Origin of the sequence: Nitratireductor aquibiodomus NL21 = JCM 21793 (genome assembly GCF_000615975.1) — a bacterium.
Taxonomy (GTDB): domain Bacteria; phylum Pseudomonadota; class Alphaproteobacteria; order Rhizobiales; family Rhizobiaceae; genus Nitratireductor; species Nitratireductor aquibiodomus.
Window position 1 is genome coordinate 34,715 of record NZ_BAMP01000004.1, and the last position, 26,650, is coordinate 61,364.

The 26,650-nt window shown below is 60.2% G+C and carries 20 protein-coding genes and 4 pseudogenes; 17 read left to right on the top strand and 7 right to left on the bottom strand.

Annotated elements, in window-relative coordinates:
• The first annotated feature begins 110 nt into the window (after positions 1 to 110).
• Entirely contained in the window at positions 111 to 1,376 is a 1,266-nt protein-coding gene (gene rho, locus JCM21793_RS02055) for a transcription termination factor Rho (protein ID WP_025029315.1), read from the top strand.
• A gap of 73 nt (positions 1,377 to 1,449) precedes the next feature.
• Here the strand turns inward: rho and JCM21793_RS02060 are convergent, their stop codons facing one another.
• Positions 1,450 to 3,462: a thioredoxin domain-containing protein gene (locus JCM21793_RS02060; RefSeq protein ID WP_025029316.1), complete on the bottom strand. Its 2,013-nt coding sequence runs from the start codon at positions 3,460 to 3,462 to the stop codon at positions 1,450 to 1,452.
• Between the two features lie 97 nt (positions 3,463 to 3,559).
• On the opposite strand from JCM21793_RS02060, the gene mnmE reads away from it, so the two are divergent.
• The 5 genes from mnmE to JCM21793_RS02085 all read left to right on the top strand — a co-directional run bounded on the left by mnmE (position 3,560) and on the right by JCM21793_RS02085 (position 9,368).
• Positions 3,560 to 4,873: a tRNA uridine-5-carboxymethylaminomethyl(34) synthesis GTPase MnmE gene (gene mnmE / locus JCM21793_RS02065; protein WP_025029317.1), complete on the top strand. Its 1,314-nt coding sequence runs from the start codon at positions 3,560 to 3,562 to the stop codon at positions 4,871 to 4,873.
• A 224-nt stretch (positions 4,874 to 5,097) separates the two neighbouring features.
• Entirely contained in the window at positions 5,098 to 6,969 is a 1,872-nt protein-coding gene (gene mnmG, locus JCM21793_RS02070) for a tRNA uridine-5-carboxymethylaminomethyl(34) synthesis enzyme MnmG (RefSeq protein ID WP_025029318.1), read from the top strand.
• Entirely contained in the window at positions 6,969 to 7,601 is a 633-nt protein-coding gene (gene rsmG / locus JCM21793_RS02075; protein WP_025029319.1) for a 16S rRNA (guanine(527)-N(7))-methyltransferase RsmG, read from the top strand. The genes mnmG and rsmG overlap by 1 nt, the downstream gene beginning before the upstream one ends.
• Before the next feature lie 51 nt (positions 7,602 to 7,652).
• Positions 7,653 to 8,441 carry a ParA family protein gene (locus JCM21793_RS02080; RefSeq protein ID WP_025029320.1) on the top strand — a complete coding sequence of 263 codons (789 nt, stop codon included), beginning with the start codon at positions 7,653 to 7,655 and terminating at the stop codon, positions 8,439 to 8,441.
• Between the two features lie 57 nt (positions 8,442 to 8,498).
• A complete protein-coding gene (locus JCM21793_RS02085; protein ID WP_007009140.1) occupies positions 8,499 to 9,368 on the top strand; it encodes a ParB/RepB/Spo0J family partition protein in 870 nt (289 codons plus the stop codon).
• 133 nt (positions 9,369 to 9,501) lie between these two features.
• Here JCM21793_RS02085 and holA read toward each other — a convergent pair whose 3' ends face one another.
• Complete coding sequence (holA, locus tag JCM21793_RS02090) at positions 9,502 to 10,542, bottom strand: DNA polymerase III subunit delta (RefSeq protein WP_025029321.1); 1,041 nt, start codon at positions 10,540 to 10,542, stop codon at positions 9,502 to 9,504.
• A gap of 413 nt (positions 10,543 to 10,955) precedes the next feature.
• Here holA and JCM21793_RS02095 point away from each other — a divergent pair, with 413 nt between their 5' ends.
• The 5 genes and pseudogenes from JCM21793_RS02095 (at position 10,956) to JCM21793_RS23630 (ending at position 17,566) form a co-directional block, all read left to right on the top strand.
• Positions 10,956 to 11,744 carry a cyclase family protein gene (locus JCM21793_RS02095; protein ID WP_007009142.1) on the top strand — a complete coding sequence of 263 codons (789 nt, stop codon included), beginning with the start codon at positions 10,956 to 10,958 and terminating at the stop codon, positions 11,742 to 11,744.
• Between the two features lie 161 nt (positions 11,745 to 11,905).
• Positions 11,906 to 12,388, top strand: a complete 483-nt coding sequence (locus JCM21793_RS02100; protein WP_007009143.1) for a MarR family winged helix-turn-helix transcriptional regulator — start codon at positions 11,906 to 11,908, stop codon at positions 12,386 to 12,388.
• Positions 12,389 to 12,439: 51 nt separating this feature from the next.
• Positions 12,440 to 14,592: pseudogene (locus JCM21793_RS23620) on the top strand (thiamine pyrophosphate-dependent enzyme).
• Positions 14,593 to 14,602: 10 nt separating this feature from the next.
• Positions 14,603 to 16,132 (top strand): annotated as a pseudogene (locus JCM21793_RS23625) (indolepyruvate oxidoreductase subunit beta family protein); the annotation flags it as partial.
• Between the two features lie 211 nt (positions 16,133 to 16,343).
• Positions 16,344 to 17,566: pseudogene (locus JCM21793_RS23630) on the top strand (argininosuccinate synthase).
• Positions 17,567 to 17,733: 167 nt separating this feature from the next.
• Here JCM21793_RS23630 and JCM21793_RS02120 read toward each other — a convergent pair.
• Positions 17,734 to 18,549, bottom strand: a complete 816-nt coding sequence (locus tag JCM21793_RS02120) for a lytic murein transglycosylase (RefSeq protein ID WP_025029323.1) — start codon at positions 18,547 to 18,549, stop codon at positions 17,734 to 17,736.
• A gap of 213 nt (positions 18,550 to 18,762) precedes the next feature.
• On the opposite strand from JCM21793_RS02120, the gene JCM21793_RS02125 reads away from it, so the two are divergent.
• Positions 18,763 to 19,386, top strand: a complete 624-nt coding sequence (locus JCM21793_RS02125) for a DUF1236 domain-containing protein (protein WP_007009148.1) — start codon at positions 18,763 to 18,765, stop codon at positions 19,384 to 19,386.
• 769 nt (positions 19,387 to 20,155) lie between these two features.
• Here JCM21793_RS02125 and JCM21793_RS29080 read toward each other — a convergent pair.
• Positions 20,156 to 20,317 (bottom strand): hypothetical protein, encoded by a 162-nt coding sequence (locus JCM21793_RS29080; protein WP_155983360.1) that lies wholly within the window; start codon positions 20,315 to 20,317, stop codon positions 20,156 to 20,158.
• Positions 20,318 to 20,362: 45 nt separating this feature from the next.
• Between JCM21793_RS29080 and ffh the strand changes: the two genes are divergently transcribed.
• The 5 genes from ffh (at position 20,363) to JCM21793_RS02160 (ending at position 23,795) form a co-directional block, all read left to right on the top strand.
• A complete protein-coding gene (gene ffh / locus JCM21793_RS02140) occupies positions 20,363 to 21,931 on the top strand; it encodes a signal recognition particle protein (protein WP_007009149.1) in 1,569 nt (522 codons plus the stop codon).
• Positions 21,932 to 21,940: 9 nt separating this feature from the next.
• Positions 21,941 to 22,273 (top strand): chorismate mutase, encoded by a 333-nt coding sequence (locus JCM21793_RS02145; RefSeq protein ID WP_007009150.1) that lies wholly within the window; start codon positions 21,941 to 21,943, stop codon positions 22,271 to 22,273.
• A gap of 2 nt (positions 22,274 to 22,275) precedes the next feature.
• Complete coding sequence (locus JCM21793_RS02150) at positions 22,276 to 22,779, top strand: GNAT family N-acetyltransferase (protein ID WP_025029325.1); 504 nt, start codon at positions 22,276 to 22,278, stop codon at positions 22,777 to 22,779.
• Positions 22,780 to 22,804: 25 nt separating this feature from the next.
• The gene (rpsP, locus tag JCM21793_RS02155; protein WP_007010736.1) at positions 22,805 to 23,215 is read left to right on the top strand and encodes a 30S ribosomal protein S16; all 411 of its coding nucleotides are present in this window, start codon (positions 22,805 to 22,807) and stop codon (positions 23,213 to 23,215) included.
• Positions 23,216 to 23,405: 190 nt separating this feature from the next.
• Entirely contained in the window at positions 23,406 to 23,795 is a 390-nt protein-coding gene (locus tag JCM21793_RS02160) for a type II toxin-antitoxin system PemK/MazF family toxin (protein ID WP_100213251.1), read from the top strand.
• Between the two features lie 336 nt (positions 23,796 to 24,131).
• Here JCM21793_RS02160 and JCM21793_RS02165 read toward each other — a convergent pair whose 3' ends face one another.
• The 3 genes and pseudogenes from JCM21793_RS02165 to leuB all read right to left on the bottom strand — a co-directional run bounded on the left by JCM21793_RS02165 (position 24,132) and on the right by leuB (position 26,599).
• A complete protein-coding gene (locus JCM21793_RS02165; RefSeq protein WP_007010734.1) occupies positions 24,132 to 25,166 on the bottom strand; it encodes an aspartate-semialdehyde dehydrogenase in 1,035 nt (344 codons plus the stop codon).
• Positions 25,167 to 25,274: 108 nt separating this feature from the next.
• A complete protein-coding gene (locus JCM21793_RS02170; RefSeq protein WP_007010733.1) occupies positions 25,275 to 25,472 on the bottom strand; it encodes a hypothetical protein in 198 nt (65 codons plus the stop codon).
• An 18-nt stretch (positions 25,473 to 25,490) separates the two neighbouring features.
• Positions 25,491 to 26,599: pseudogene (gene leuB / locus JCM21793_RS23640) on the bottom strand (3-isopropylmalate dehydrogenase).
• Positions 26,600 to 26,650: the final 51 nt, after the last annotated feature.

Below are 26,650 nucleotides of genomic sequence, written 5' to 3' on the forward strand. Positions count from 1 at the left end.
GGTTCCTTCCTTTTAGTCCGGTTCCACGAATATCTTCCGTTTCGAGTGAAACCGGCCGGCTTCAAATACGCCTACCTCCACCTTTTCTGTTGCCTTTCCAGAGTCCGCACATGCAGGAAATGAAACTCCAAGAGCTGAAAAGCAAATCGCCAACCGATCTCATTGCGTTCGCAGAATCGCTTGAGGTCGAGAACGCCAGCATCATGCGCAAGCAGGAGCTGATGTTCGCGATCTTAAAGAAGCTCTCCACCCAGGATATCGAGATTATCGGTGAGGGTGTCGTCGAAGTGCTGCAGGATGGCTTCGGCTTTCTCCGCTCGGCAACAGCCAATTATCTGCCGGGCCCCGACGATATCTACATCTCCCCCTCGCAGATCCGCCGTTTCTCGCTGAAAACCGGCGATACGGTGGAGGGGCCGATCCGCAGCCCCAAGGAAGGCGAGCGCTACTTCGCCCTTCTCAAGGTCAACACGATCAATTTCGAGGATCCGGAGAAGATCCGTCACAAGATCCATTTCGATAACCTGACCCCGCTCTATCCCGATGAGCGGCTGAACATGGAAATCGAAGATCCGACGAAGAAAGACCTGTCGGCGCGCGTGATCGATCTGGTCGCGCCGCTCGGCAAGGGCCAGCGTGGCCTGATCGTCGCGCCGCCGCGCACGGGTAAGACGGTTCTTCTGCAGAACATCGCCCACTCGATCACGTCGAATCACCCGGAATGCTTCCTGATCGTGCTTCTGATCGACGAGCGTCCGGAAGAAGTGACCGACATGCAGCGCTCGGTGAATGGCGAGGTGATTTCCTCCACCTTCGACGAGCCGGCCTCGCGCCACGTTCAGGTTGCCGAGATGGTGATCGAGAAGGCGAAGCGTCTGGTCGAGCATGGCCGCGACGTGGTTATCCTGCTCGATTCGATCACGCGTCTGGGCCGCGCCTACAACACGGTGGTGCCATCCTCAGGCAAGGTGCTGACGGGTGGTGTCGATGCCAACGCGCTACAACGCCCGAAGCGCTTCTTCGGTGCAGCGCGCAACATCGAAGAGGGCGGTTCTCTGACGATCATCGCGACGGCGCTCATCGATACGGGCAGCCGCATGGACGAAGTGATCTTCGAAGAGTTTAAGGGAACGGGCAATTCCGAGATCGTGCTCGACCGCAAGGTCGCCGACAAGCGCATCTTCCCGGCGATCGACATTCTCAAGTCCGGTACCCGAAAGGAAGACCTGCTCATTCCGCGGCAGGATCTGCAGAAGATTTTCGTTCTGCGCCGCATTCTGGCGCCGATGGGCACCACAGATGCCATCGAGTTCCTGAACGACAAGCTGAAGCAGACCAAAACCAATTCGGAATTCTTCGATTCGATGAACACCTGATTGTGGCTTCGACAATCTGTCGGCGACATCTAAGTTTTCAAGGCGGCATCCCGGTGCCGCCTTTATCTTTTGTTTACCATGATTTCCGTGTGGTGCCGTCGCGCAGGGCGGCTTCGAGCTCTTCCGGCTTCAGGAACGGTGGCAGGCATGTCTGCCCAATACAGAGATACGCAGCCTGCCGCTGAGGATCGATCGTTACACCGTCCGGTAGGTTCTGTGTGCTGCCATTGACCATGACAACATCAAACCGACTGGGATCCAGGTTTCGATTCGCTACCGGAACAAAAACAGGCTCCTTCGTCGGCTCGACCATGAGCAGTTTGGCAGCGTTCTGAGCCAGTGCCGCCGCATAGACAATGCCGGCTTGGCCATAAGTCTGTGTGGTTGCGCGGCCGAGCGCTGCCTGCGCGACTTCCGCTACCCGATTGTCCGGATCGTCCCCGGAGAGCACTGAAAGCGTCAACAGAGCTTCGATGACCTGGCTCGTGGCAGACGGTATGGCCTCGTCCACGTCGCCGCGTATGCGCATGGGGACATCGGACGCGTCGCTCGCGGTCAGGTAATGTCCGGTTTCGCTTTTGTCCGAGTACCAGGTATGGAGTTCGCGCGCCCAGGCATGTGCCTGATCGATTAGGGAAGGCTCGGCAGTTGCCTGATAAAGCGCGCCGGCGGCGGAAATCATGCACGCATAGTCGCTCGAAAGACCGGGGAACACCGCTTTGCCGTTGCGAGAACTGTGTGGAAGGCGGCCCTCCTTCATCGATTCGCATACGAAACGAAAAGCCCCGCGCGCTGCCTCCAGCCAGTCGGGCCGATTGAGCAATCGCGCTGCATCGGCGAGAGCTGCAATCGTGAGCCCATTCCAGTCCGTCAAAACCTTGTCGTCGCGTCCGGGCTGATCCCGCTCGTTTCTTATCGAGAGAAGCGTGTCCAGCAGGGCGCGCAGCTCTGCTTCCTTCAGATCGCCGAGATAGCGCGCGTGGCCGCGGCGGTGAAGTATCGGTTTTCCTTCCCAGTTCTCAGGCTGTGCCAGCGAGAAGATTTCGAGAAAGCCATCCGCTCCGCTATCGAGCGCGCTGCGTATCTGCGCTTCCGTCCAGAGATAGGTCTGTCCTTCAACCCCGGCGGTGTCGGCATCGAGGCTGGATGCAAAGGCACCACCTGCAACCCTCATTTCGCGGAGAAGCCAACTCACCGTCTCTTCGATTCGTACCCGAAACAATGCATCGCGTGTGTCACTGTAGATCCAACACAACATGCGCAGAAGCTGGGCGTTGTCATACAGCATCTTTTCAAAATGCGGGACGAGCCAGTTGTCGTCAGTGGAGTAGCGTGCAAGGCCGCCACCCACATGATCGTAGATGCCGCCGGCCAGCATTGAAGTCATACTTTGCACTACGGCGGTCCTGTGCGCCGGGTCATCGCTTAACCAGAGGACACGCATGAAGGGGACATTTGGAAATTTTGGCGCTCCGCGAAGACCGCCAGCCTTGTGATCGATCATACCATGGATGTTGCCGGCCAGAGTCTGGAGAACCTCCTGCGGCGACCCAGCATCACCCGGTGCCGGAGCGAGACGGGTTTCCACGTGGGCGCCAAGTGCACCTGCGCTCCTGACAAGTTCGGCGCGTTTGCCCTGCCAGGCCGCATTCACGGCCTCGAGCACCTGAAGAAATCCTGGACGCCCGTATCGCTGCTCTGGCGGAAAGTAGGTCCCACCCCAGAAGGGCTGCCCGTCGAAGTCCAGAAACATGGTTAGAGGCCAGCCGCCCTGTTCGCCCATGGCGGAGAGCGCGGCCATGTAGATCTGATCGATCTCCGGCCGCTCCTCCCGATCGACCTTTATGTTGACGAAATAGCGGTTCATCGCTGCGGCGATTTCCGGGTTCTCGAAAGACTCGTGCGCCATCACGTGACACCAGTGGCAGGCGGCGTAGCCGACCGAGAGGAGGATGGGCCTTTCGCTCTCTCTCGCCTCGCTCAGGGCCTCTGCCGACCACGGCCTCCAGTGAACCGGGTTGTTCCGGTGCTGAAGCAGATAGGGGCTTGTCTCGGAAGCCAGAAGATTTTTTGCAGGCAGCGGCATTGGGGCTCCTTGCACATCGAACAGTTATGGAAAATATCTGGGGTCAGGGACTGACTCTGGCCCACGGTAGGGCGCTTTGGACGTGAGAGCAAATGAGATGAGAGAAACCATATTCGCACTTTCCAGCGGCGCTTTGCCGTCGGGCGTCGCTGTTGTGCGATTGTCGGGTCCCGGTACCTGCTCCGCGCTCGAAGCTCTGGCAGGAAAACTGCCGGAACCGCGCCATGCGACGCTGCGAACATTGCGGGACAGCCGGGGCGCTATTCTCGATCGATCTCTTGTCCTCTTCTTTCCAGGCCCACAGAGCTTTACGGGGGAAGACTGTGGCGAACTCCATCTCCATGGCGGGCGGGCTGTTGTGCAGGCCGTTCTAGAGACGCTTTCAGGCTATCCCGATTTTCGCCTTGCCGAGGCGGGCGAGTTCACGCGACGTGCCTTTCTGAATGGAAAGTTGGATCTCACGGAGGCCGAAGCGCTCTCCGACCTCATTTCTGCGGAAACCGAGGCGCAACGCCGTTTTGCTCTCGCAAATGCGGAAAGCCGGCACAGGGCCCTTTATGATGGATGGCGAAAGACACTCATCCACGCGCGGGCAATGATCGAGGCGGAACTCGATTTCTCGGATGAAGAAGACGTTCCAGGCTCTGTTGCCGAACGCGTCTGGGAGGAGATTGCCGAGCTACGGAGCTCGCTTGAATGTCACGCGGCCGGGTACCGCACTGCCGAGATCATCCGCGAAGGGTTTCGCGTGGTGATCCTTGGGGCGCCGAATGCCGGGAAGTCGAGCCTTTTGAACATGCTGGCCCGCCGGGACATCGCCATCGTGACTGAAGAGCCCGGGACGACACGCGATGTTCTCGAGGCTGTGCTGGATGTAGGCGGGGTCAAGGTAATCGTGACGGACACAGCGGGCATTCGTGAGAACCCCGGGAGGGTCGAGGCGCTGGGGATTGACCGTGCGATTGATCGCGCCCGGGAGGCTGACATCATTCTTCTCCTTGAAGACTGCAATGCGCCTGTCAGGGTTCGGCTACCGGAAGGCATTCCGCATCGACGGATAGGCAACAAGCTCGACCTTGCAGAAAGGTCACTCCATCAGGGGCAATACGACTTTCTAATCTCAGCCCATACGGGTGAGGGCATCGACGATCTTCTAAGCGAGGTGCGCGAACTCGCCGTGCAGGCAACGTCCAATGCCGGTGAAGCACTTCCTTTCCGTGAGCGGCATGTGCAGCTCATCCTGGATGCGGCGAGACACGTGGATACCGCGGCGGCACAAACCAGCCTCCCGCTAGAAGTCCGGGCGGAGGAGTTGCGGCTTGCAGGCGAAGCGCTTGGGCGAATAAGCGGAACGATCGACGTCGAAGATCTTCTGGACACCATTTTTTCGCAGTTCTGCATTGGAAAATGACTCACGTGAAACACTGTCTACTTGATTGATGCGTGACTCACGTGAAACACAGACTTCGGATCCGGATGCGTACGCAACAATGTTTCACGTGAAACCGACAGAGCCTCGCAAATCCCTTGACTGCTTCTTCAGAAAAAGACATGTCTGACGCTCTCCAATCCCCGCGAAGTATCGGGCTTCCATAGCATCTCTCCACGCTGTGAAGGCATCGATGGAATCGGATCATGAAGAACAGTAGCTACGATGTAATTGTTATCGGCGGTGGCCACGCCGGCGTTGAAGCCGCTTCCGCTTCCGCGCGATCCGGTGCCAGAACGGCGCTGGTCACGCTTCGTTTCGATACCGTTGGTGTGATGTCCTGCAATCCAGCAATCGGGGGCCTGGGCAAGGGACATCTGGTACGGGAGGTGGATGCGCTGGATGGTGTTATGGGTCGTGCTGCGGATGCGGCGGGTATCCAGTTTCGGCTCCTCAATCGGCGCAAGGGTCCAGCAGTGCGGGGACCGCGCACGCAGGCCGACCGCAAGCTCTACCGGAATGCGGTGCAAAGTGCGATCAGGGCCGTGCCTAACCTCGAAGTGATTGAAGGGGAGGCGCTGGAGCTGCGCATCAGTGAGGGCCGCATCGCTGGAGTTGTGGTCTCCGGGGAGCGCCATCTGTCCTGCGGCTCCGTTGTGCTGACAACCGGGACCTTTTTGCGCGGCCTCATTCATATTGGGGAGAAGACGATCCCGGCGGGCCGTATGAACGAACAGGCGGCCGAGCGGCTTTCGATTTCAATGGAAGCGGCGGGCTTTCGCCTGGGGCGACTGAAGACGGGGACGCCGCCACGTCTCGACGGCCGTACGATTGACTGGGCTTCGCTGGACATGCAGCCAGCGGACGACGACCCGACACCCTTTTCCCTACTGACGGATCAGATTACCAACCGCCAGATCGAATGCGGCATCACACGCACCACCAGCGAAACGCATGCTGTGATCCGCCAGCATCTGCATCGCTCCGCCATGTATTCCGGCGCGATAGATGGAATCGGGCCACGCTATTGCCCTTCGATTGAAGACAAAATCGTCAAGTTCGGAGATCGCGAGGGCCATCAGATTTTTCTCGAGCCGGAAGGTCTCGACGATCATACGGTCTATCCGAACGGTATCTCCACTTCGCTTCCTGAAGATGCGCAACTCGGGCTTCTGAAGACCATCCCCGGGCTTGAGCGGGCAGTGATGCTGCAGCCAGGCTATGCGATCGAATATGACCATGTCGATCCGCGTGATCTTGAGCCGACGCTCGAGACGCGCAAGGTTCGCGGTCTTTTTCTCGCTGGGCAGATTAACGGAACGACTGGATATGAAGAAGCAGCGGCGCAGGGCATTCTGGCTGGAATCAACGCGGCTCGCGCGGCTTCGGGTAGCGAGATGGTGATACTGGGCCGTGCTGACGCCTATATCGGCGTTCTGATTGACGATCTGGTTACGCGGGGTGTGAGCGAGCCGTACCGCATGTTCACATCGCGGGCGGAATATCGGCTTTCGCTGCGTGCCGATAATGCCGATATGAGGCTGACACCGCTTGCCGTTCGGCTGGGCATCGCATCGGCGGAACGGGAGAAGCGGTTTAGCGCGATGGAGCGTTCGCTTGAGGCTGCGCGCTCGCTGCTCAAAGACAGGGCTCTGAGCCCGAATGAAGCGGCCCGGCATAATATCAATCTCAACAGGGATGGGGTTCGCCGTTCTGCTTATGAGCTCTTATCCTATCCTGATATGGACATAAGCCGGCTTATTAACATCTGGCCGGAGCTGTCCGAGATTCCGTCCGGTCTGGTTGAAAAGATTGAAACGGAAGCACGCTATGCCGTTTATCTGGAGCGTCAGGGCAATGACGCTGCCATGCTGCGGCGCGAGGAAGCGCGCCTTATTCCTGCTGAGCTGGCGTTTGACGGGATTGCAGGACTCTCAAACGAATTGAAGCAGAAGCTGAAGGACCGGCGACCGCGAAGCATCGCCGATGCCCAAAGGATTGATGGAATGACGCCCGCCGCTTTGGCTTTGATTATCGCAAGTCTGCGCCAGTTCGAGACACAGAAGGGCGCTGCCTGATGGATTCAGCGCGGTTTTCTCGGCTTTTGGAGATTTCAGGGCCGGTTTCACGTGAAACATTTGATCGTCTGGCTGCATTTGAGGGGATTTTTCGGCGCTGGTCACGACGAATCAATTTGGCCGCCCCATCGACGCTGAACGATCTCTGGGAGCGTCATATTCTTGACAGCGCCCAATTGCTGCGTCTCGCACCCGATGCGCTAAAGTGGCTCGACGTGGGATCTGGTGGGGGATTTCCCGGTGCCGTTATGGCCATTCTTCTGGCTGAGAAGTCGGGCGCCGAGGTGCATCTCGTTGAGAGCAATCGGAAAAAGGCGGCGTTTCTGGTGTCTGCTCTGAATGAAGTGGGTGTTGCGCCCCGGATCCATGCAAGGCGGATCGAAGACACATATGATGCGATTGGTACGCCAGACATCGTTACAGCGCGTGCGCTCGCGCCTTTGCCGCTTCTTATCGAACTTACGGAGCCCTGGCTGACGCAGGGCGCACGGGCGCTCTTTCACAAAGGACGGGATTACCGCAGGGAAGTGGAAGAAAGCGGTAACACGTGGCGATTCGATCTGGTAGAACATGAAGATAAGGTTGATGCGGCAGCCATCATTCTTGAAGTGAGCAATCCGCTCCGGCGATAGCCGGCTTGCCGCAGAGCCTTCCAGTAGGGTCAGATCGGGGTAGCAGCAGCGATGAACAGCGGCACGCGAATCATCACAGTCGCAAACCAGAAGGGCGGGGTCGGCAAAACGACAACGGCCATCAATCTCGCTACGGCGCTCGCTGCCATTGGCGAGAATGTTCTCGTGGTCGATCTGGATCCGCAGGGTAATGCCAGTACCGGGCTTGGCATCGACCGTCAGCAACGACTTGTTTCGTCCTATGATGTTCTGACGGGCAATGCGGGTGTTCTGGAAGCGGCCATGGCAACGGCGGTTCCCGGGCTTTCCATCGTGGCATCTACGCTCGATCTTCTCGGCATCGAAATGGAAATTTCGAGTGCACCGGATCGCGTTCTAAAGTTGCGTAACGCCTTGAATGAAGACGGTATTCCGTATTCATACGTGCTGGTGGACTGCCCACCTTCACTGAACCTTCTGACCTTGAACGCAATGGCAGCGGCGGATTCGATCCTTGTGCCGCTGCAATGCGAATTCTTCGCCCTTGAAGGTCTCAGCCAGCTTCTGGAAACGGTGGAGCAGGTGCGCGGCTCGATCAATCCGCATCTGGGTATTCAGGGCATCGTGCTGACCATGTTCGACCGGCGCAACAATCTGGCCAATCAGGTGGTTGAGGATGTCCGCGCGCATATGGGCGACACGGTCTATGAGACGATTATCCCGCGCAATGTGCGCGTTTCGGAAGCGCCATCCTACGGAAAGCCGGCGATTCTCTACGATCTGAAATGCTCCGGCAGCCAGGCCTATTTGCAGCTTGCGTCGGAGGTGATTCGCCGCGAGCGCCGACTGCGGGCGGCATGAGATGGATGCGAAGATGTTCGCAGGAAGACTGAGTTTTGTGGTTGATGGTGTTGTGACATGAACGAAGATCCCTCACGCAAGCGCCTGGGGCGCGGTCTCGCCGCGTTGATCGGTGAGATGGACAAGCCGGAAACCGAGCAGAAAGAGGCGGTGCGTGCCGATCGTTCTGTTCCAATCGAGTTTATTTCTCCCAATCCGCGCAATCCGCGTCGGCAGTTCGTCGAGAGCGATCTGAGCGATCTGGCGCAGTCCATTCGCGAGCATGGAATCGTGCAGCCCGTGGTCGTGCGCTCGGGCGACGCGCCGGGCCGCTTTGAAATCATCGCCGGTGAACGGCGGTGGCGTGCGGCACAGCGGGCCGGTTTGACGGAAGTGCCGGTGATCCTGCGGGAAGTGGATGACAAGGCCGCGCTGGAACTCGCCATCATCGAGAACGTCCAGCGTGCCGATCTCAACCCGCTTGAAGAAGCGCGGGGCTATCAGCAGCTTATCGATGAGCACAATTACACGCAGGCCGATCTGGGGCAGGTCATCGGCAAGAGCCGAAGCCATGTAGCCAATACATTGCGGCTTCTGAAGCTGCCGGACGCGATTGGCGATCTGATCATTGACGGTTCCCTGTCGGCGGGTCATGCGCGCACACTGGTTACGGCGGAAGATCCCGTTGGTCTCGCGCAGCGTATCGTCGAGGATGGTCTTTCGGTGCGCCAGGCAGAAGCTCTGGCCGCTGCGCCACGCGGTGAGGAAAAAGCGCCGCGGCCGCCCAAGAAGGAAAAAGACGCCGATACGCTGGCGCTGCAGAAGCTTCTCAGCGATCGCACTGGCCTCAACGTCGTGATCAATCACAAGGAGCGTGGCGGCGAATTGAAGATCGCCTATCGCTCTCTTGAGCAGCTCGACGAACTGTGCCGGCTTTTGCAGCAGTAGTTCCCGGGATCGGCCTGGCTGCTTTTGCCTGGCCGATCATCCTCGACCCTGTTCCCGGCATTCTTTGAATGGCAGGTATGCCTCGCAGGCCTGATGCGTAGGCAATTCAACATCTTACGTGATTTCCGACAGCTTAGCGGCGTCCGCGCGCACCCTCGACCGTCAGGGCGAGCAATGCCTGGCGGGCGATCGAGCCGGCCAGTGCCGGCTTCTGGCGGGTGCGCAGGATCGTCGCCTGCAGGCGCTCTGCGGCATTCTGCAGTGCCGTGCTGCTCCAGCGGCCCAGTGCGTTTTCAACGGTTTTGCGGCGCGAGAAGAAGACCGGCGGCCTGGCGCCGGCAACGGCTGCGCTGGCTGACACGCCCTTGTTGTCCATCGCAGTGCGCATGACCTGCAGCGCATGGATCTGACGGAGCGTTGCGGAGAGCACGAGAAAAGGCGGGTTTCCAGCGGCAAGAAAGCGCTGAAATGCGCTGTCGAATGCCTGAAAACGGCCGGAAATAATCGCGTCCACCGCCTCGTCGCTGCTCAGGCCCGCGACGTCTCCAATGAGCAGGCGGATGTCCTCCGGTGTTACCTCGCTGGCACCGGCGCAGTAGAGGGCCAGTTTCTCCAGCTCGCCGCGTGTCGCCAGCCGGTCGCCGCCAAGGTTGGCTTTGAGAAGCTGGCGTGCCTCCAGTGAGATTTTCAGGCCTGCGCCGCCGAGCGTTTCGTCGATAACCGCATCAATGCCGCGCCCGTCATCCGCGTAGCAGGGCAGGGCCATGGCGCCTGCGCCACGCTCGACCGCCGAACGCAGGGAGGAGCCTTTGCGAAGGTCGCCGCCTTCGATGAGAATTGCGCAGTCCGCAGGGGGCGCTGCGATGAGCGCGGTGACGTCGCTGACCAGCGCCTTCTGGTTGCCTGCGCCCTTCACCCAGATGAGGCGCTGATCGGAAAACATCGGCACGGTTTGCGCCTCGTCGGCAAGACGCCCCGGCTGCTGCTCCACTTCATTGGCCTCAATGCGCACAACGGTGAAGGGGTCGTCCAGCGGCAGGCCTGTGCCGGCAGCAAAGCGCCTGGCGCGCTCGCTGACAAGTCCGCGATCAGGCCCGTATATCAGAATGATCCGATAGGCCTGCTCCGGCTTTGCAAGCCAACGGTCGACTTCGTGCGCTTTCTTCTGTGCCATGTCGGCTGGATACCACAGCGAACGGCCAAGGGCACGCGTGAAAAAGGGCGGGTGATGATCAGATAGTCGGTCGCGCGCTGCACTATTTGCCGGGGTTCTTTCATGCAAGGGTGCAGCGGCGTTGCGCGGGGCCGCTGGCTGAAGAAGAGCAGCGTCGATATAACCGGCCGTGTTCAATTCATATGCATATGAAACTGTTTACATGTGATGTGATCGTAGGGTTCCAGATGTGCTGTGGGCGCGGCTTAGCCGGGCAATCAAGACAGGAATGCGAAACGGGAGCGTTATCCAAGATCGCGTGGCCGCGCTACTCATGTGCGATGATATTTGCATATGCATCCTTTTTCCGTTAGACCGTTTCAAGCTGCCTGTGGTGTTTCACCACGGCCTCAAATGTTTCTGGGAGGAGACTTATGAGCCAGTCCATTATCGGTGAATTTGCCAACCAGTTGCTGTCAGGCAGGGTCGAGGTCGTCGATCTGTCTGCGGTGCTGGGTCCCGACACCCCGCTTCTCAAGCTGCCGCCTGAGCTTGCCGTGGATACCCCGAAAATCGAGATTCACAAGATCTCCGCTTATGATGACAACGGGCCCTGGTGGGCCTGGAACTGGCTCAAGCTTGGCGAACATTCCGGCACCCATTTCGATGCGCCGATCCACTGGATCACCGGACGCGACCATCCCGATGGTTCTACCGACACAATCGACCCTGCGAATTTTGTTGCTCCAGTCAATGTGATCGACTGTTCCAGGGAAACGGCAGAGAATCCCGATTTTCTGCTGACGGTCGACCATATCAAGGCCTGGGAGGCCGAGCATGGCGAGATACAAACAGGCGAATGGGTCGTTCTGCGCAGCGACTGGTACAAGCGAAACGGTTCTGAAGAGAGCTTTCTGAACGCCGACGAAACCGGCCCGCATTCGCCGGGGCCAACGCCTGAAGCGATCACCTATCTGCTGGACAAGGGGATCATCGGCTGGGGCAGCGAGACGATCGGCACCGATGCCGGCCAGGCCGGTGGAATGGAGCCGCCATTCCCTGCGCACAACCTTCTGCACAAGGCCAATCGTTACGGTCTCGCCAGTCTCGCCAATCTCGACAAATTGCCGCCGAAGGGAGCAATCCTGATCGCGGCACCGCTGAAAATCGAGCATGGCACGGGCAGCCCCTGCCGCGTTCTGGCGCTTGTGGCCCGGGATTAAGCCGCCAGCACAATGGCGAACCCTCACAGAAGAATCACGGGCAGCGGCTTAAACGCGCTGCCCGCCGCTGAGAAGAGGGTTTTCATCCGCAATTGCCTGACATTTCGTGTGTCATGGAAGGTAGGGTAGCGGTTCAGACAGTCTGCTGGTGAGAGGCTTTGATGGACGAACGCTTGGATAGCAGGAACTCGAGAATTGAGACGCTGGGCCAGATGGGGCTTCAGCAATTCGCGCCTTATCTGATGAACCGCATCATGGGGCGTTACAATGCGACCCTGCGGCAGGATCTGCGCCGGCAGGGGCTGACGGTGCCGCAGGTGCGTGCGCTTGCCGTCCTGGCGGTCGGGGATGGCATGTCGATCAATGAGTTATCCGTCTACACGGTGATTGAGCAGTCGACCATGAGCCGCACGCTTGATGCACTGGAAGCTCAAGGCCTTGTTCGGCGCGAAGCCTGCCAGGACGACAGCCGCACCCGAAACATCTTCCTGACCGACAAGGGACGGGAAGAGTTCAACCGTGCATGGCCAGCCATGCACGAAGCCTTTGCCGAAATGTTCAGGGATATTGACGAAGCGGAATACTCGGCCTTCGTCGCCACGCTTCAGAAGATTCTCGGCAACATCAGAAAGCACGATTTTTAGCGAGCCCGCCCGCAGTGTGGAACTGCGGTGCCAGCGACGGGAGACTGCATCATGGCTGAACGTTCGTTTGTGAAGGAGGTCCAGAAGCTTCGGCTCGGGACCGGCGAGACCTTCCACGGCGAAGGGATTCTCGCCATCACCAAGGCGCTTCTGCAATGCGGCGTGGGGTATGTGGGCGGCTATCAGGGCGCCCCTATCAGCCATCTTATGGACGTTCTGGCTGACGCACAGGACATTCTGGGCGAGCTCGGCGTGCATTTTGAAGCCAGCGCTTCCGAAGCGACGGCGACGGCCATGCTCGCGGCCTCCGTGCACTATCCCATTCGTGGCGCCTGCACGTTCAAATCGGCTGTTGGTCTCAACGTAGCATCCGACGCCCTTGCCAATCTCGCCTCTGGCGGTGTGACCGGGGGTGCGCTCATCATCGTTGGCGAGGATTATGGCGAAGGCTCTTCCATCATGCAGGAGCGCAGCCACCCCTTTGCCATGAAGAGCCAGGTCTGGCTGCTCGATCCGCGTCCCAATCTGCCCTCCATCGTCAAGGCCGTGGAAGATGGGTTCGAGCTTTCGGAAGTTTCCAACACCCCGGTCATGCTGATGGTGCGCATTCGCAGCTGCCATGTGACCGGCAGTTTCGAGACAAAGGACAACAAGCGCCCGGAAATGACCGTTGCGGACGCGCTGGAAAATCCGCGGCGCGACACCAACCGCATCGTTCTGCCGCCCGCCTCCTTCCTGCATGAGAAGGAGAAGGTGGAGAAGCGCATGCCGGCCGCGGTGGATTTTATCCGCTCGCGCAGGATCAACGAGTTCTTCGGGCCCGAGCGGGGCAAGGCCGGCATCATTCTGCAGGGTGGCATGTACAACAGTGTCATCCGGGCGCTGCAGCGCATCGGCCTTGCCGATGTCTATGGCGAGACGGACGTGCCGCTCTATGTGCTCAACGCCGTCTATCCGCTCATCGATGACGAGGTGATCGACTTCTGCGCGGACAAGGATTCCGTTCTGATCGTGGAGGAGGGGCAGCCCAACTATCTTGAGCAGGCCATCGCTCGATGATGCACAAGAAGGGCATCGACACACGCATTCTTGGCAAGGATGTCCTACCCATGGCGGGTGAATATACCGGCCAGGTCATGCTCGATGGCATCAGCGCCTATCTGCGTGCCAATGCGCCGGAGCTTCTGGCGGCGCAGGTGCTGGCCCCCAATGCGCCGGGCGAAAACACGCTGGCAGCGGATCTCGCCAAGGTGGTTCCGGGCCGGCCGCCGGGGTTTTGCACGGGCTGTCCCGAGCGGCCGATCTTCGCTGCCACCAAGCTGATCGAACAGGAAATGGGACCGCACCACATCTCGTCGGATATCGGCTGTCATCTGTTCTCGATCATGCCGCCCTTCGAGCTTGGGGCGACAACGATGGGCTATGGGCTTGGGCCGGCATCTGCATCTGCATTCAATTCACCGGATGCGAAGCGGCGCTCGATCTCCTTCGTCGGCGATGGCGGCTTCTGGCACAACGGCCTGACCTCCTCGATCGGCAATGCGGTGTTCAACGAGAATGACGGCGTCATTGTCGTGGTCGACAACTTCTATTCGGCGGCGACCGGCGGGCAGGACATTCTTTCTTCCCGTGCCGACAATCCCACAAAGTCGACGAAACATCCGATCACCGATGCGGTGAAGGGGATGGGCGTGAAATGGGTTCGGCATATCGACCGCACCTATGACGTGACCAAGGTACGCGCCGCACTGCGCGAGGCGCTGACGACAAAGGAGAAAGGGCCGAAGGTGATCGTGGCCTCCTCCGAATGCATGCTCAACCGCCAGCGCCGGGAAAAGCCCCTTATGGCAAAAGCGATCTCGGGTGGCGAGCGGGTGGTGAAGCCGCGTTTCGGCGTAGACGAGGATGTCTGCACCGGTGATCACGCCTGTATGCGGCTTTCAGGCTGTCCGTCGCTTTCGGTCAAGAAACTGGATGATCCGTTGCGGGACGACCCGGTGGCCTCGATCGACCACACCTGCGTGGGCTGTGGGAATTGCGGCGAGGTGGCCGATGCGGCGGTTCTGTGCCCGTCCTTCTACCGCGCGGATGTGGTGCACAATCCTGGCCGGTGGGACCGTTTCGCAAACAGGGTGCGCAACACGGTGACCGGCTTTCTGCAGACACGTCGTGAAAAACGGCGCCTGACATTCGCAGACGCTTGAGGGAACGACCATGGCCAAGCGCATGAACGAAAAAGAAGAGCAGAAGATCATCAAGCTCGCCATTCTTGCCGTGGGCGGGCAGGGCGGCGGTGTTCTCACCAACTGGATCACCGATGTGGCCGAGCGCAACGGCTACCTTGCACAGGCAACATCCGTTGCGGGCGTGGCACAGCGTACCGGGGCGACGATCTACTATGTGGAGATGTGTCAGGATACCGGTCGCCGGCCGGTTTTCTCGCTGGCGCCGGCGCAGGGCGACATCGACATTCTGATTGCCGCCGAGCTCATGGAGGCGGGGCGTGCGGTGATGCGCGGCTTCGTGACACCCGACCGCACGACGCTGATTGCCTCGGCGCACCGCATCGCGGCCGTTTCGGAGAAGATCGAGCCCGGTGACGGGCGCGCGGATTCGCCCACCGTTCACCGGAATGCGCGCGAAGCGGCGAACCGCTATATCTGTTTCGACATGGAAAAGGTGGCTGTCGAAGCCGGCTCTGTGATCTCATCGAGCCTGTTTGGCGCACTCGCGGGCTCGGGCGCGCTGCCATTTCCGCGTGAAAGCTACGAGGAAACCATCGAGGCTTCCGGGCGCGGGGTGAAGGCGAGCCTCGCGGCATTCGGCAGGGCGTTCGAGCTCACGGTTTCCGGTGAGCGCGTGGAAGAGGTGCGTGCCAATGCAGCGCCGGCTTCAAGGCAGATCGCGGTGGAGGGGCCGGAACGACTTGTGGCGCGGTGGAACGCATTGGCCGCCCGCGCGGAGGCCTATCCCGAACCGGTGAGAGCCATGGCGCTCGCGGGGCTGCGCAAGGTGGTCGACTATCAGGACCTCGCCTATGGCGCGGAATATCTCGACCGGCTCGAGAGTGCGCTGGCGCTGGACAGCGCAGAAAAGGGCCATGCCCTGGGAGAGGCAGCGGCCAAGCATGTGGCCAACGCCATGTGCTATGACGACATTCTGCGCGTTGCCGATCTGAAAACGCGAACTGCACGCGCTGAGCGCATCCGCAAGGAGATGAAGGTCGGCGGGGCCAATGTCCTGCAGGTGACGGAGTTCTTTCACCCGCGCGTGGAAGAATTCTGTGGCACGCTGCCGGTGGGGCTTGGCCGTTTCATCGAGAACAGGCCGGGGCTTGCGCGCTGGGTCGACCGGCGCATCAATCGCGGCCGGCGTATCCGCACCGACAGCCTGCTCGGCTTTGGCGCGTTGTGGTTGATCGGCACGCTGCGGCCATGGCGCCGATCGCTGCTGCGTCATCAGGTGGAAGAGGCGCATCTGGAGCGCTGGTATGCGCTGGCGCTCGACACGGCGCAGCGCGACTATGCGCTGGCAGTGGAAATTCTCAATTGCCGACGGCTCATCAAGGGTTACAGCGACACGCATGTGCGCGCGCACTCCAAGTTCGACCGGGTGCTATCCGGCCTGACCCTGCTGGAGGGCCGCGATGATGCAGCAGACTGGCTTCGACGGCTGCGTGACGCCGCGCTCAAGGACGAGAAGGGCGAAATGCTCGATGGGGCGCTCAAGACGGTGGCGACGCTGGAAGCAGCTGAGCACATTTGCGTGGGGGGCGGGGCCATGCCGGAAACGGCGTGGCCTCTTTCGTTTGCAGGCACTGGAATTTGCAGGCACGGGCATTTGCGGGGACTGGTCTTGCCCGCGCCGCCATTCCTGATATTAGTCGCCTCGACTTCCAAGGCTCCGGCGTGCGGAGCCGGCCGGCCATGCCGTACCTCTCATACCGGGAAAGACCATGACGAAACTCAAAGACGTGAAAAAGGTCGTGCTTGCCTATTCGGGCGGCCTCGATACCTCGATCATCCTCAAATGGCTGCAGACGGAGCTCAATGCCGAGGTGGTGACCTTCACTGCCGATCTCGGCCAGGGCGACGAGCTGGAGCCGGCGCGCAAAAAAGCCGAGATGATGGGCATCAAGGAAATCTACATCGAGGATGTGCGCGAGGAATTCGTGCGCGATTTCGTCTTCCCGATGTTCCGCGCGAACGCCGTTTATGAGGGCGTCTATCTGCTGGGCACGTCGATTGCCCGACCGCTGATCTCCAAGCGTCTGGTGGAAATCGCTGCCGAGACCGGGGCTGACGCCATCGCCCACGGCGCGACCGGCAAGGGCAACGACCAGGTGCGTTTCGAGCTTTCGGCCTATGCGCTTAATCCCGACATCAAGGTGATCGCACCCTGGCGTGACTGGGAGTTCAAATCCCGCACCGACCTGATCAATTTTGCCGAGGCACACCAGATCCCGGTGCCCAAGGACAAGCAGGGCGAGGCGCCTTTCTCCGTCGATGCGAACCTGTTGCACTCCTCTTCCGAAGGCAAGGTGCTGGAGGACCCGTGGGTGGAGCCGCCGGAATATGTGCATCAACGCAGCGTTTCGCCAATGGATGCGCCCGACGAGCCGACCGAGATCACCATCTCCTTCAAGGCGGGCGACGCCGTTGCCATCAATGGTGAGGCGCTTTCGCCGGCAACGCTGCTCAAGGCGCTGAACGATCTTGGCCGCGACAATGGCATTGGCCGCCTCGACCTCGTGGAAAACCGCTTCGTGGGCATGAAGTCGCGCGGTGTCTATGAGACGCCCGGCGGTACCATTCTGCTTGCGGCGCACCGGGCGATGGAGTCCGTCACGCTCGATCGCGGTGCTGCTCATCTCAAGGATGAGCTGATGCCGCGCTATGCGGAGCTGATATACAATGGCTTCTGGTTCTCGCCGGAACGCGAGATGCTGCAGGCCGCCATCGACAAGAGCAGGAAGACGTGGAAGGCGAAGTGCGCCTGAAACTCTACAAGGGCAATGTGATCGTGACCGGCCGCAAGTCCGACAAGTCGCTTTATTCTGATGCACTGGTTACCTTCGAGGACGATCAGGGTGCCTATGATCAGAAGGATGCAGCCGGCTTCATCAAACTGAATGCCTTGCGCCTGCGTACGCTGGCGGCGCGCCGGCGGGGCCGCTGATCGATACAGCATTCTGATAGTGAGAAAGCCGGCTGTGATGCCGGCTTTTTTGTGTGTTGAGCTGCAGGCGCAGGGTTTGGCGTCTGCCGGCCCTTCGCTATGGCTCCGGGCGTTCGTCGCTCAAAAAGCCAAATCGTTGGCTTTTTGCCCGCTACGCGGGACGCTCCTCACCCATCGATTTCCCTGGCCATGATAGCGATGGCCTGCTGGTAGACGCTCGCCGCGTTCCAGCCCTGAATGGCGCGGAAGTTCGGCTGCCCCGGCTGATAGCCGGCACCGCGCTGCCAGCCATGGGCGCGCAGGAAGTTTGCGGTTGAGGCAAGCGCATCGGCCTGCGAACGGATCATGTCGACCCGGCCGTTGCCGTCGCCATCGACGCCATATTTCAGAGCGTTGCCCGGCAGGAACTGGGTCTGGCCGATCTCGCCATGGGCTGCGCCCCTGGCATTGGGATCAAGCATGCCGCGATCCACCATTGTCAGCGCGCCGTAGAGGTGGCCGGTGAAGAACTCCGAGCGACGACAGTCATAGGCGAGTGTGGCAACAGCCGAGACGATGTTCTGATTGCCGAGGAAGCCGCCAAAGCCCGTCTCCATGCCCCAGATGGCGATCAGCGGACCGGCAGGTACACCGTAGCGCTTCTCGATGTTTGCGAAGAGACGCGCATACTTCTTCTTCATTCCCTTGCCGCGCGAAATGATCGCGTTCGAGCCCCGCTTCTGCATGAACGAATTCAGCGACAGCTTGAAGCTCTTCTGGCCACGGTCGGCGGCAATCGTCTTGCTGGCATAGCTGGTTCTGGCCAGCGCGTTCAATCCGCGCTTACCAATGCCGCGTGATGCCGCTTCCTGGCTGAACTGTGCCTTCCAGGCTTCAAATCCCCCGGCGTTGTTTCCACACTGCGCGGCGGAGGCCTGCCCCGCCATGAGAAGTGAGGCACAAACCGAAGCGGTCAGGACCACCGCTCTTCCCCCGAAAGCCATGTTGCTCTCCTTAAGATAAATGATGGCTAGATAATGTGATGCTGGCAGCGATTACACAACATTTCGGTGGCCGCAAGCGTTGAGTTTCCTAGCATAGCGGTCATTACCGAACCGTTTCGCGGGCCGGATTGCTCCATTTCCGCTTATTTGTCGCGGAACCGATCGCGGTCCGCTCCGTTTGATGCCCCAGTTGAAACCGACTGGAGATGAGTCATGAACAAGGTGTTTCTCAAGGGCGCTGCCGCCGGTGTGGCGTTGCTGGCTTTCGCTGGTGTGGCAGGTGCAGAAGTGCTTGCACGGGCGACCGCAGATCTGAACATTCGCTCGGGCCCGGGGCCGCAATATCCGGTTGTCGGGGTGATCAGGGTCGATGAAGAGGCCGCCATTGAAGGTTGCCGGGAAGGCAGCAAATGGTGTGCCGTCAATCATGCCGGCGTGAATGGCTGGGCTTATTCGGACTATCTGACGGCACCTTTCGATGGCGCCGGGGAGTATGTGGTGGTGACCGACCGCCCGGCTGAGGCGCTGCCTCCGGTTTCCTATGAAGCCACGTCGAGTGTCGAAATCGAGCCGGTTCATGGTGAGCTGATCGGCCGCAAGACCGCTCTCGGCACGGTGGAACCCATCGCTCCTCCGCCCGCGGAGGTCACAACCTATATCCAGACCAACCGGGTGGAACCCGTTTATCTGGAGGGTGAAGCCGTCGTTGGCGCCGTTGTTCCCGAAACTGTCGAGGTCCGCGAGATTCCCGACTACGACTACCGCTATGTCTATGTGAACCAACAGCCGGTTCTGATCGAACCCGAGACACGGCGCATCGTTTATGTTCTGCGATGACACTTTAACGCCGGGCTTGAGCTGACGGTACAATGTTCAGCACCGATGATCGAACGCTGTGGCGATGGTCTCGCCGCAGCGTTTTTTGATGATCTCTTCGCAACGGCTTGACAGCAGCGAACAACGAAGGCACTTTTCCTCATATTATTAGCTGGCTAATTATGAAGTTGGAAACGGACTACCGGAAATTTTTCAGACAAAGATACTCGCCTGCGCGAGAGCGCTTGCAGGCCCATGCGCAATATCGCAACAACAGGACTCTACCGTGATAACACCACAGTCCGGACGAGCGCGCGCTCATCCATTCGCGGCGGTCGCGACTGCCTTCGTCATTTCATCATTTCCCTATACCGCGGATGCGCGGCATTTCAATGATCAGCCTGTCGGCCCTGAAACGGCTGCGATGCAGCAATCGCCGTCGGCCCGGATGCCGCTTCCGCCGGAAGACATTGTGCCGCGCCATCATGCTTACCGACAGTCTGAACCTGGCATGGCAGCCGGGCAGCAGGTCGCATCCAGTTGGGTGATAATCTGGCTCGCGGCGCGATACTATCCCGGTTTTTGCGAGGATCTGCCAACGCATCTTCTGGAGATGTGCGGCGAGGAAAAGCGAAAGGCGGAGCTGGAGAAACGCCGGCAGCCGACAGACGGAAACTGAGCCACTTTGTGCCGCGCAGGCGCGTTCTTTTGACTGGGCTCAATCTCACGATCTGACGCGCTTTGCGTAGCCGAAGCCATGCTCTCCTTGACTCTAGAGACGATTTCCTGTCTACAGGCGCAGAATTTCCGCGACGAGTGACAACTCCGAGCAGCCGACCAGGGCGCCTTTCAGCGGAAAGTGACGATCCTGGAGGTCAACACCCGGCAGCGCGATGCGCCCCCGGGTGCTTTTCGGCTTTGCGCGATGTTTGAAGCTCAGGCGCGGATGCATTACCTCTCGCATGAACACGAATGATGCGAGACATGAGGAACGCGGATGTTTGAATCGCTTCAGGAACGCCTTGGTTCCATCCTGAATGGCCTGACGGGCCGCGGTGCGCTGTCGGAGGCGGATGTCTCTGCGGCCCTGCGCGAGGTGCGCCGTGCGCTGATCGAGGCGGATGTGGCGCTCGATGTGGTGCGTTCCTTCACGGACCGTGTGCGCGAAAAGGCCGTCGGTGCCGAGGTTCTGAAATCCATTAAGCCCGGCCAGATGGTCGTCAAGATCGTCCACGACGAGCTTGTCGAGATGCTGGGCACCGAGGGCGAGACCATCGACCTCAACGCGCCGGCCCCCGTCGTCATCATGATGGTGGGTCTGCAGGGCTCTGGTAAGACCACCACGACCGGCAAGATCGCCAAGCGCCTGACCGAGAAGCAGGGCAAGAAGGTTCTGATGGCGTCGCTCGATACGCGCCGCCCCGCCGCCCAGGAACAGCTCAAGCAGATCGGTGAGCAGACCGGTGTCGCCACGCTGCCGATCATTGCCGGCCAGACGCCGGTTGAGATCGCCAAGCGCGCCACGCAGGCGGCCCGCCTCGGCGGCCATGATGTGGTGATCCTCGATACGGCAGGCCGTACGCATATCGACGAGCCGCTGATGGTCGAGATGTCGGACATCAAGAGCGCGTCGAACCCGCACGAGATTCTGCTCGTGGCCGACTCGCTCACCGGTCAGGACGCCGTCAATCTCGCCAACAACTTCAACGACCGCGTCGGTATTACCGGCCTCGTTCTGACCCGTATGGATGGTGACGGGCGCGGCGGTGCGGCGCTTTCCATGCGTGCCGTTACCGGCAAGCCGATCAAGCTGATCGGTGTTGGCGAAAAGATGGACGCGCTCGAGGAGTTTTATCCCAAGCGCATTGCCGACCGTATTCTGGGCATGGGCGATATCGTTTCGCTGGTCGAGAAGGCCTCCGAGACCATCGACGCGGAAAAGGCCGCGGCGATGGCCAAGAAGATGCAGGCCGGCAAGTTCGACCTGAACGATCTCGCCGAGCAGCTGCGCCAGATGCAGAACATGGGTGGCATGGGCGGTATCATGGGCATGATGCCGGGCATGGGCAAGATGAAGGACCAGATGGCTGCCGCCGGTCTCGACGACAAGATGTTCGGTCGCCAGATCGCCATCATCCAGTCGATGACGCCGAAGGAGCGCGCCAACCCGGAGCTGCTCAAGCACAGCCGCAAGAAGCGCATTGCCGCTGGCTCCGGCACGGACTCGGCGCAGATCAACAAGCTCCTGAAGATGCACCGCCAGATGGCCGACATGATGAAGGCCATGGGCGGTAAGGGCCGCAAGGGCGGCATGATGCGCGGCCTCATGGGCGGCATGGCGCAGAAGATGGGCCTCGGTGGCATGCCGGGTGGCCTTGGGGGCGGCATGCCTGATCTGTCCAAGATGGACCCGAAGCAGCTCGAGGCTCTGCAGAAGCAGGCAGAAGCCGCTGGCCTGGGCGGCGGTCTGCCCAAGGGCGGTTTGCCGAAGAGCCTTCCGGGAATGCCTGGTGGCGGCTTGCCGGGGCTTCCTGGCGGTCTGCCCGGCCTGCCGAAGAAGAAGTAAGGGAAGCCGATGAGCGACAACACGGATCAGGCCAGGGCAAAGCTTCTCGAGCTGCGCGCCTCCATCGACAATATCGATGCTGCACTCGTGCACATGCTGGCGGAGCGTTTCCGCTGCACCAAGGCGGTCGGTCATCTCAAGGCCGTTCATGATCTGCCTCCGGCCGATCCTGCGCGCGAGGAGCGCCAGATTGCGCGCCTGCGCCGTCTCGCCGACGATGCAAATCTCGACCCGGATTTCGCCGAGAAGTTTCTCAATTTCATTATCCGCGAAGTGATCCGTCATCACGAGGCGATTGCCGAGGAGCACGGCAACGGCTCCAAGACCGGCGAGAAGGCCTGAGCATGACACCGGTCCTCGAAAGCGAGCGCCTCATTCTGCGCGGCTGGCAGCGGGAAGACTTTCCCGCCTATGCAGCCTTTTGCGCGGATGCGAAACGCACGCTTCATACCGGCGGACAGAAGGACGCCTTCCAGGCATGGACCGCTTTCTCGTCCATGGTTGGCGCATGGGCGCTCAATGGCTACGGCATGTTCGCCGTCGAGCCGAAAGACGCTGATGCAGTGGCCGGTTTCGTTGGTCTCTGGCATCCGCCGGCGATTGATGAGCCGGAGCTTGCCTGGAGCCTCTATGAGGGGTTTGAGGGTAGGGGCTACGCGGTGGAGGCAGCACGCCGCGTGCAGGTCTGGGCAGCCGAAGACCTGAAACTGCCGCCGCTTATGAGCTTCGTCCACCCGGACAATCTGGCCTCACAGGCCGTTGCAAAGAGGCTGGGTGCCGAGCCCATGTCTCCCACTGAACTGCGCGGCGAGCCGCGCCTGAGATTCCGGCACGTGTTGCCGGCTTGAAAGCCATTATCGAAAGGAAGAAACCATGGCACTGAAAATTCGTCTGGCCCGTGCGGGCTCCAAGAAGCGTCCTTACTACCACGTCGTCATCGCCGACGTGCGCAGCCCGCGTGACGGCCGTTTCATCGAGAAGGTCGGCTCCTGGAACCCGATGCTGCCCAAGGATGGCGAGCGCATCGTTCTGAACGAGGAGCGCATCAAGCATTGGCTTTCCAACGGCGCTCTGCCGACCGACCGCGTTCTGCGCTTCCTCGATGAGGCCGGCATTGCCAAGCGCGATGCGCGGAGCAACCCGAACAAGGCGAAGCCCGGCAAGAAGGCTCAGGAGCGCCTCGACGCTGCCAAGCAGGCCGAGGAAGATGCAAAGGCTGCTGCCGCCGAAGCTGAAGCCGCTGCCGCCGAGGCACCGGCCGAAGAGGCTGCTGCAAGCGAATAAGCTCTGCAGGCATGTCTATTGAGAATGGCGGGCCGAAAGGCCCGCCATTTTTGTTTGGGTTGGCCCTACCCGGAATAATTGTAATAAAATAAAAAACTCCTTCATACGTGTGCAAGCAGTTGCGAATCATCATCAGCAGGGGTTTTCAGAAATGGGGATTCGAGAACACCCGCCACCGGGCTGCATCGTCATGGTTGACTACTCTGCAGGTGGCTTCAAGGAACCAGAAATGACGAAGCGGCGACTTGCAGTGATCCTTACTCCCAAGATCAAGGCTCGCCCTCACCTTTGCACAGTCGTTCCGCTGAGCTTGACGGAGCCGGAAAAGATTATGCCTTATCATCAGCAGATCGACATACCCTTCGAACTGCCGAAAAGATGGGGAGCTGCTGAGCGTTGGGTTAAGGGCGATATGGTCAATGCCGTTGGCTTTCACCGAGTGGATTTACTCCGTTTAGGCAAGGATGGTGCCGGAAAGCGCATCTACCAGATGAAATGTCTTCCGGATGATATGTTCAAAACTGTTCGCGCCTGCGCACTGCATGGAATGGGGCTCTCACACTTGACAAAATACCTTTAGAAACCCATCTTCTGGTAGATAGCGGCTCTGCACATGCCATCCGCGTCTAAGACCCTTCCAAGGGCCACTGGTCGAAGCGAGCGAAGGCAAGCTCCTGATCAGTGTCGATTTTCCAAAACTCCGCTTCGGCGGAGTTTTGTGTTTCTAGGGGCCTTCACCCGGAAAGCACTGGCTCGCCCTCGTTCTTATATGCAAGGTCGAAACCACTCTCTGAATGAGACCACTTGCCCCCAAGGCGCTGCGTCAGATCCAAACCGGGAACACCCATACTGGGCAAAAGAAAAGCGGACCCGAAAGCCCGCCTCTCTCATTCTCAATCGAAGAACCCGCCTGAGATCAGGCAGCTTCCTTCTTAGGCTGGATCAGGCCGCGCGCCACGAGAAGCTCGGCGATCTGCACCGTGTTGAGTGCAGCGCCCTTGCGCAGATTGTCGGCCACGACCCACAGAGCCAGCCCGTTGTCGACCGTCGGGTCTTCACGCAGGCGGCTGATATAGGTGGCGTCTTCGCCGGCGCTCTCGTAAGGCGTCACGTAACCGCCGTCCTCGCGCTTGTCGATGACCTGGCAACCCGGTGCCTCGCGCAGGATCTCGCGTGCCTCGTCAGCCGTGATCGGCTTCTCGAATTCAAGGTTCACCGCTTCCGCATGGCCGATGAACACCGGCACGCGCACACAGGTGGCCGTGAGCTTGATCTTCGGGTCGAGCATCTTCTTGGTCTCGGCGACCATCTTCCACTCTTCCTTCGTAAAGCCGTCTTCCATGAAGACGTCGATATGGGGAATGCAGTTGAAGGCGATGCGCTTGGTGAACTTGTTGGCCGAGATCGGATCGGCGACGAAAACGGCGCGCGTCTGCTCGAACAGCTCGTCCATGCCTTCCTTGCCCGCGCCGGAAACCGACTGGTAGGTGGACACGACCACGCGCTTGATGGTCGCTGCCTCATGCAGCGGCTTCAGCGCGACCACGAGCTGCGCCGTGGAGCAGTTCGGATTGGCGATGATGTTCTTCTTGGTGAAGCCGTCGATCGCGTCAGGGTTCACTTCAGGAACGATCAGCGGCACGTCCTGGTCGTAGCGCCAGGCTGACGAATTGTCGATCACGACGCAGCCCTGCTTTCCGATCTTCGGAGAATACTCCTTGGAGATCGAACCGCCGGCCGACATCAGGCAGATGTCGGTGTCGGAAAAGTCGTAGGACTCGAGTGCCTTAACCTTCAGCGTCTTGTCGCCGTAGGAAACCTCGGTGCCGACAGAACGGCGTGAAGCAAGCGGGACGATCTCGTCTGCCGGGAAGCCGCGCTCTTCGAGGATATTGAGCATTTCGCGGCCGACATTCCCCGTGGCGCCGGCGACAGCTATCTTGAAACCCATGTGGTTTTTAACTCCTGTCTCTCTCCGCTTGGCTTAGATTTGAAGGCCTGCAGCCAGCAGGCATCTTCTCCCCGGCTGGGCCCGGGGAGAGAACGAGCAGCCGAGGTGTCAGACCGTTTTGGTCGTCGTTTTGGCTGTCGTTTTGGTAAAGCAGAGACCGACGCTGCCGTTCCCGGCTGCGTTCAAAAAACTTTGTGCAAATGGCGCTTCGTGATGCGCGCGCATGGCAAAGGGGTCTCCGTTTCCGCGCGTTGTTTTACGCTGAATCAGGCGCAAGTCAACGAAATAGCGTGCGCGGCCGGCCATGCCGGCCGCAAACAGGGGTCAGGCGAGCGCCTTGTATTTGGCCACGATGGCATCGCCCATGGCGGTGGTGCCGACCTCGGTCATGCCCTCGGACATCAGGTCTTTCGTGCGAAGGCCGTCGTCCAGAACCGAAGCGATGGCCTTCTCGAGGCGGTCTGCCTCTTCAACCATGTTGAAGGAATAGCGCAGGCACATGGCAAAGGAAGCGATCATGGCGATCGGGTTTGCGATGCCCTGGCCGGCGATGTCCGGTGCGGAACCGTGCACCGGCTCGTAGAGCGCCTTGCGCGAGCCGGTTTTCTCGTCCGGTGCGCCGAGCGAAGCCGAAGGCAGCATGCCGAGCGAGCCGGTGAGCATGGCGGCAACGTCAGACAGCATGTCGCCGAACAGATTGTCGGTGACGATGACGTCGAACTGCTTGGGCCAGCGCACGAGCTGCATGCCGCCGGCGTCGGCCAGCATGTGGGTCAGCTCGACGTCGGAATACTTTGCCTTGTGCGTGTTGGCGACAACCTCTTTCCAGAGCACACCCGACTTCATGACGTTGTGCTTTTCCATGGAGCAGACCCTGTTGCTCCGCGTGCGCGCCAGCTCGAAGGCGACGCCGGAAATGCGCTCGATCTCGTAGGTGTCGTAAACCTGGGTGTCGATGCCGCGCTTCTGGCCATTGCCAAGGTCGATGATCTCCTTGGGCTCGCCGAAATACACGCCGCCGGTCAGCTCGCGCAGGATGAGAATGTCGAGGCCTTCGACGACTTCCGGCTTGAGGGAGGACGTGGCGGCCAGCGCCGGGTAGCAGATGGCCGGACGCAGATTGGCGAACAGCTCCATCTCCTTGCGCAGGCGCAGAAGACCGGCTTCCGGGCGAACCTCGTAGGGAACGCCGTCCCATTTGGGGCCGCCGACTGCGCCGAACAGCACGGCATCCGCCGCCATGGCCTTGTCCATGTCGCATCGGAGATCGACTGGCCGTGCGCGTCATAGGCGCATCCGCCGACGAGGCCTTCCTCTGTCTCGAACCCGGCATTGAAGTCGGCGTTCATCATGTCGATGAGTTTCTTGACCTCGGCCATTGCCTCGGGGCCGATGCCGTCGCCGGGGAGAAGAAGGAGTTTGCGCGTTGCCATGGAATGCCTCTCGAACTGGTAATTCGAGGGACTTGCTAATCCGCCGCGCCG

What these genes read in the sequence shown, in the direction of transcription:
- rho (WP_025029315.1), top strand. Translation starts at nt 111, where the DNA reads ATGCAGGAAATGAAACTCCAAGAGCTGAAAAGCAAATCGCCAACCGAT.
- JCM21793_RS02060 (WP_025029316.1), bottom strand. Translation starts at nt 3,462, where the DNA reads ATGCCGCTGCCTGCAAAAAATCTTCTGGCTTCCGAGACAAGCCCCTAT.
- mnmE (WP_025029317.1), top strand. Translation starts at nt 3,560, where the DNA reads ATGAGAGAAACCATATTCGCACTTTCCAGCGGCGCTTTGCCGTCGGGC.
- mnmG (WP_025029318.1), top strand. Translation starts at nt 5,098, where the DNA reads ATGAAGAACAGTAGCTACGATGTAATTGTTATCGGCGGTGGCCACGCC.
- rsmG (WP_025029319.1), top strand. Translation starts at nt 6,969, where the DNA reads ATGGATTCAGCGCGGTTTTCTCGGCTTTTGGAGATTTCAGGGCCGGTT.
- JCM21793_RS02080 (WP_025029320.1), top strand. Translation starts at nt 7,653, where the DNA reads ATGAACAGCGGCACGCGAATCATCACAGTCGCAAACCAGAAGGGCGGG.
- JCM21793_RS02085 (WP_007009140.1), top strand. Translation starts at nt 8,499, where the DNA reads ATGAACGAAGATCCCTCACGCAAGCGCCTGGGGCGCGGTCTCGCCGCG.
- holA (WP_025029321.1), bottom strand. Translation starts at nt 10,542, where the DNA reads ATGGCACAGAAGAAAGCGCACGAAGTCGACCGTTGGCTTGCAAAGCCG.
- JCM21793_RS02095 (WP_007009142.1), top strand. Translation starts at nt 10,956, where the DNA reads ATGAGCCAGTCCATTATCGGTGAATTTGCCAACCAGTTGCTGTCAGGC.
- JCM21793_RS02100 (WP_007009143.1), top strand. Translation starts at nt 11,906, where the DNA reads ATGGACGAACGCTTGGATAGCAGGAACTCGAGAATTGAGACGCTGGGC.
- JCM21793_RS02120 (WP_025029323.1), bottom strand. Translation starts at nt 18,549, where the DNA reads ATGGCTTTCGGGGGAAGAGCGGTGGTCCTGACCGCTTCGGTTTGTGCC.
- JCM21793_RS02125 (WP_007009148.1), top strand. Translation starts at nt 18,763, where the DNA reads ATGAACAAGGTGTTTCTCAAGGGCGCTGCCGCCGGTGTGGCGTTGCTG.
- JCM21793_RS29080 (WP_155983360.1), bottom strand. Translation starts at nt 20,317, where the DNA reads ATGCATCCGCGCCTGAGCTTCAAACATCGCGCAAAGCCGAAAAGCACC.
- ffh (WP_007009149.1), top strand. Translation starts at nt 20,363, where the DNA reads ATGTTTGAATCGCTTCAGGAACGCCTTGGTTCCATCCTGAATGGCCTG.
- JCM21793_RS02145 (WP_007009150.1), top strand. Translation starts at nt 21,941, where the DNA reads ATGAGCGACAACACGGATCAGGCCAGGGCAAAGCTTCTCGAGCTGCGC.
- JCM21793_RS02150 (WP_025029325.1), top strand. Translation starts at nt 22,276, where the DNA reads ATGACACCGGTCCTCGAAAGCGAGCGCCTCATTCTGCGCGGCTGGCAG.
- rpsP (WP_007010736.1), top strand. Translation starts at nt 22,805, where the DNA reads ATGGCACTGAAAATTCGTCTGGCCCGTGCGGGCTCCAAGAAGCGTCCT.
- JCM21793_RS02160 (WP_100213251.1), top strand. Translation starts at nt 23,406, where the DNA reads ATGGTTGACTACTCTGCAGGTGGCTTCAAGGAACCAGAAATGACGAAG.
- JCM21793_RS02165 (WP_007010734.1), bottom strand. Translation starts at nt 25,166, where the DNA reads ATGGGTTTCAAGATAGCTGTCGCCGGCGCCACGGGGAATGTCGGCCGC.
- JCM21793_RS02170 (WP_007010733.1), bottom strand. Translation starts at nt 25,472, where the DNA reads ATGGCCGGCCGCGCACGCTATTTCGTTGACTTGCGCCTGATTCAGCGT.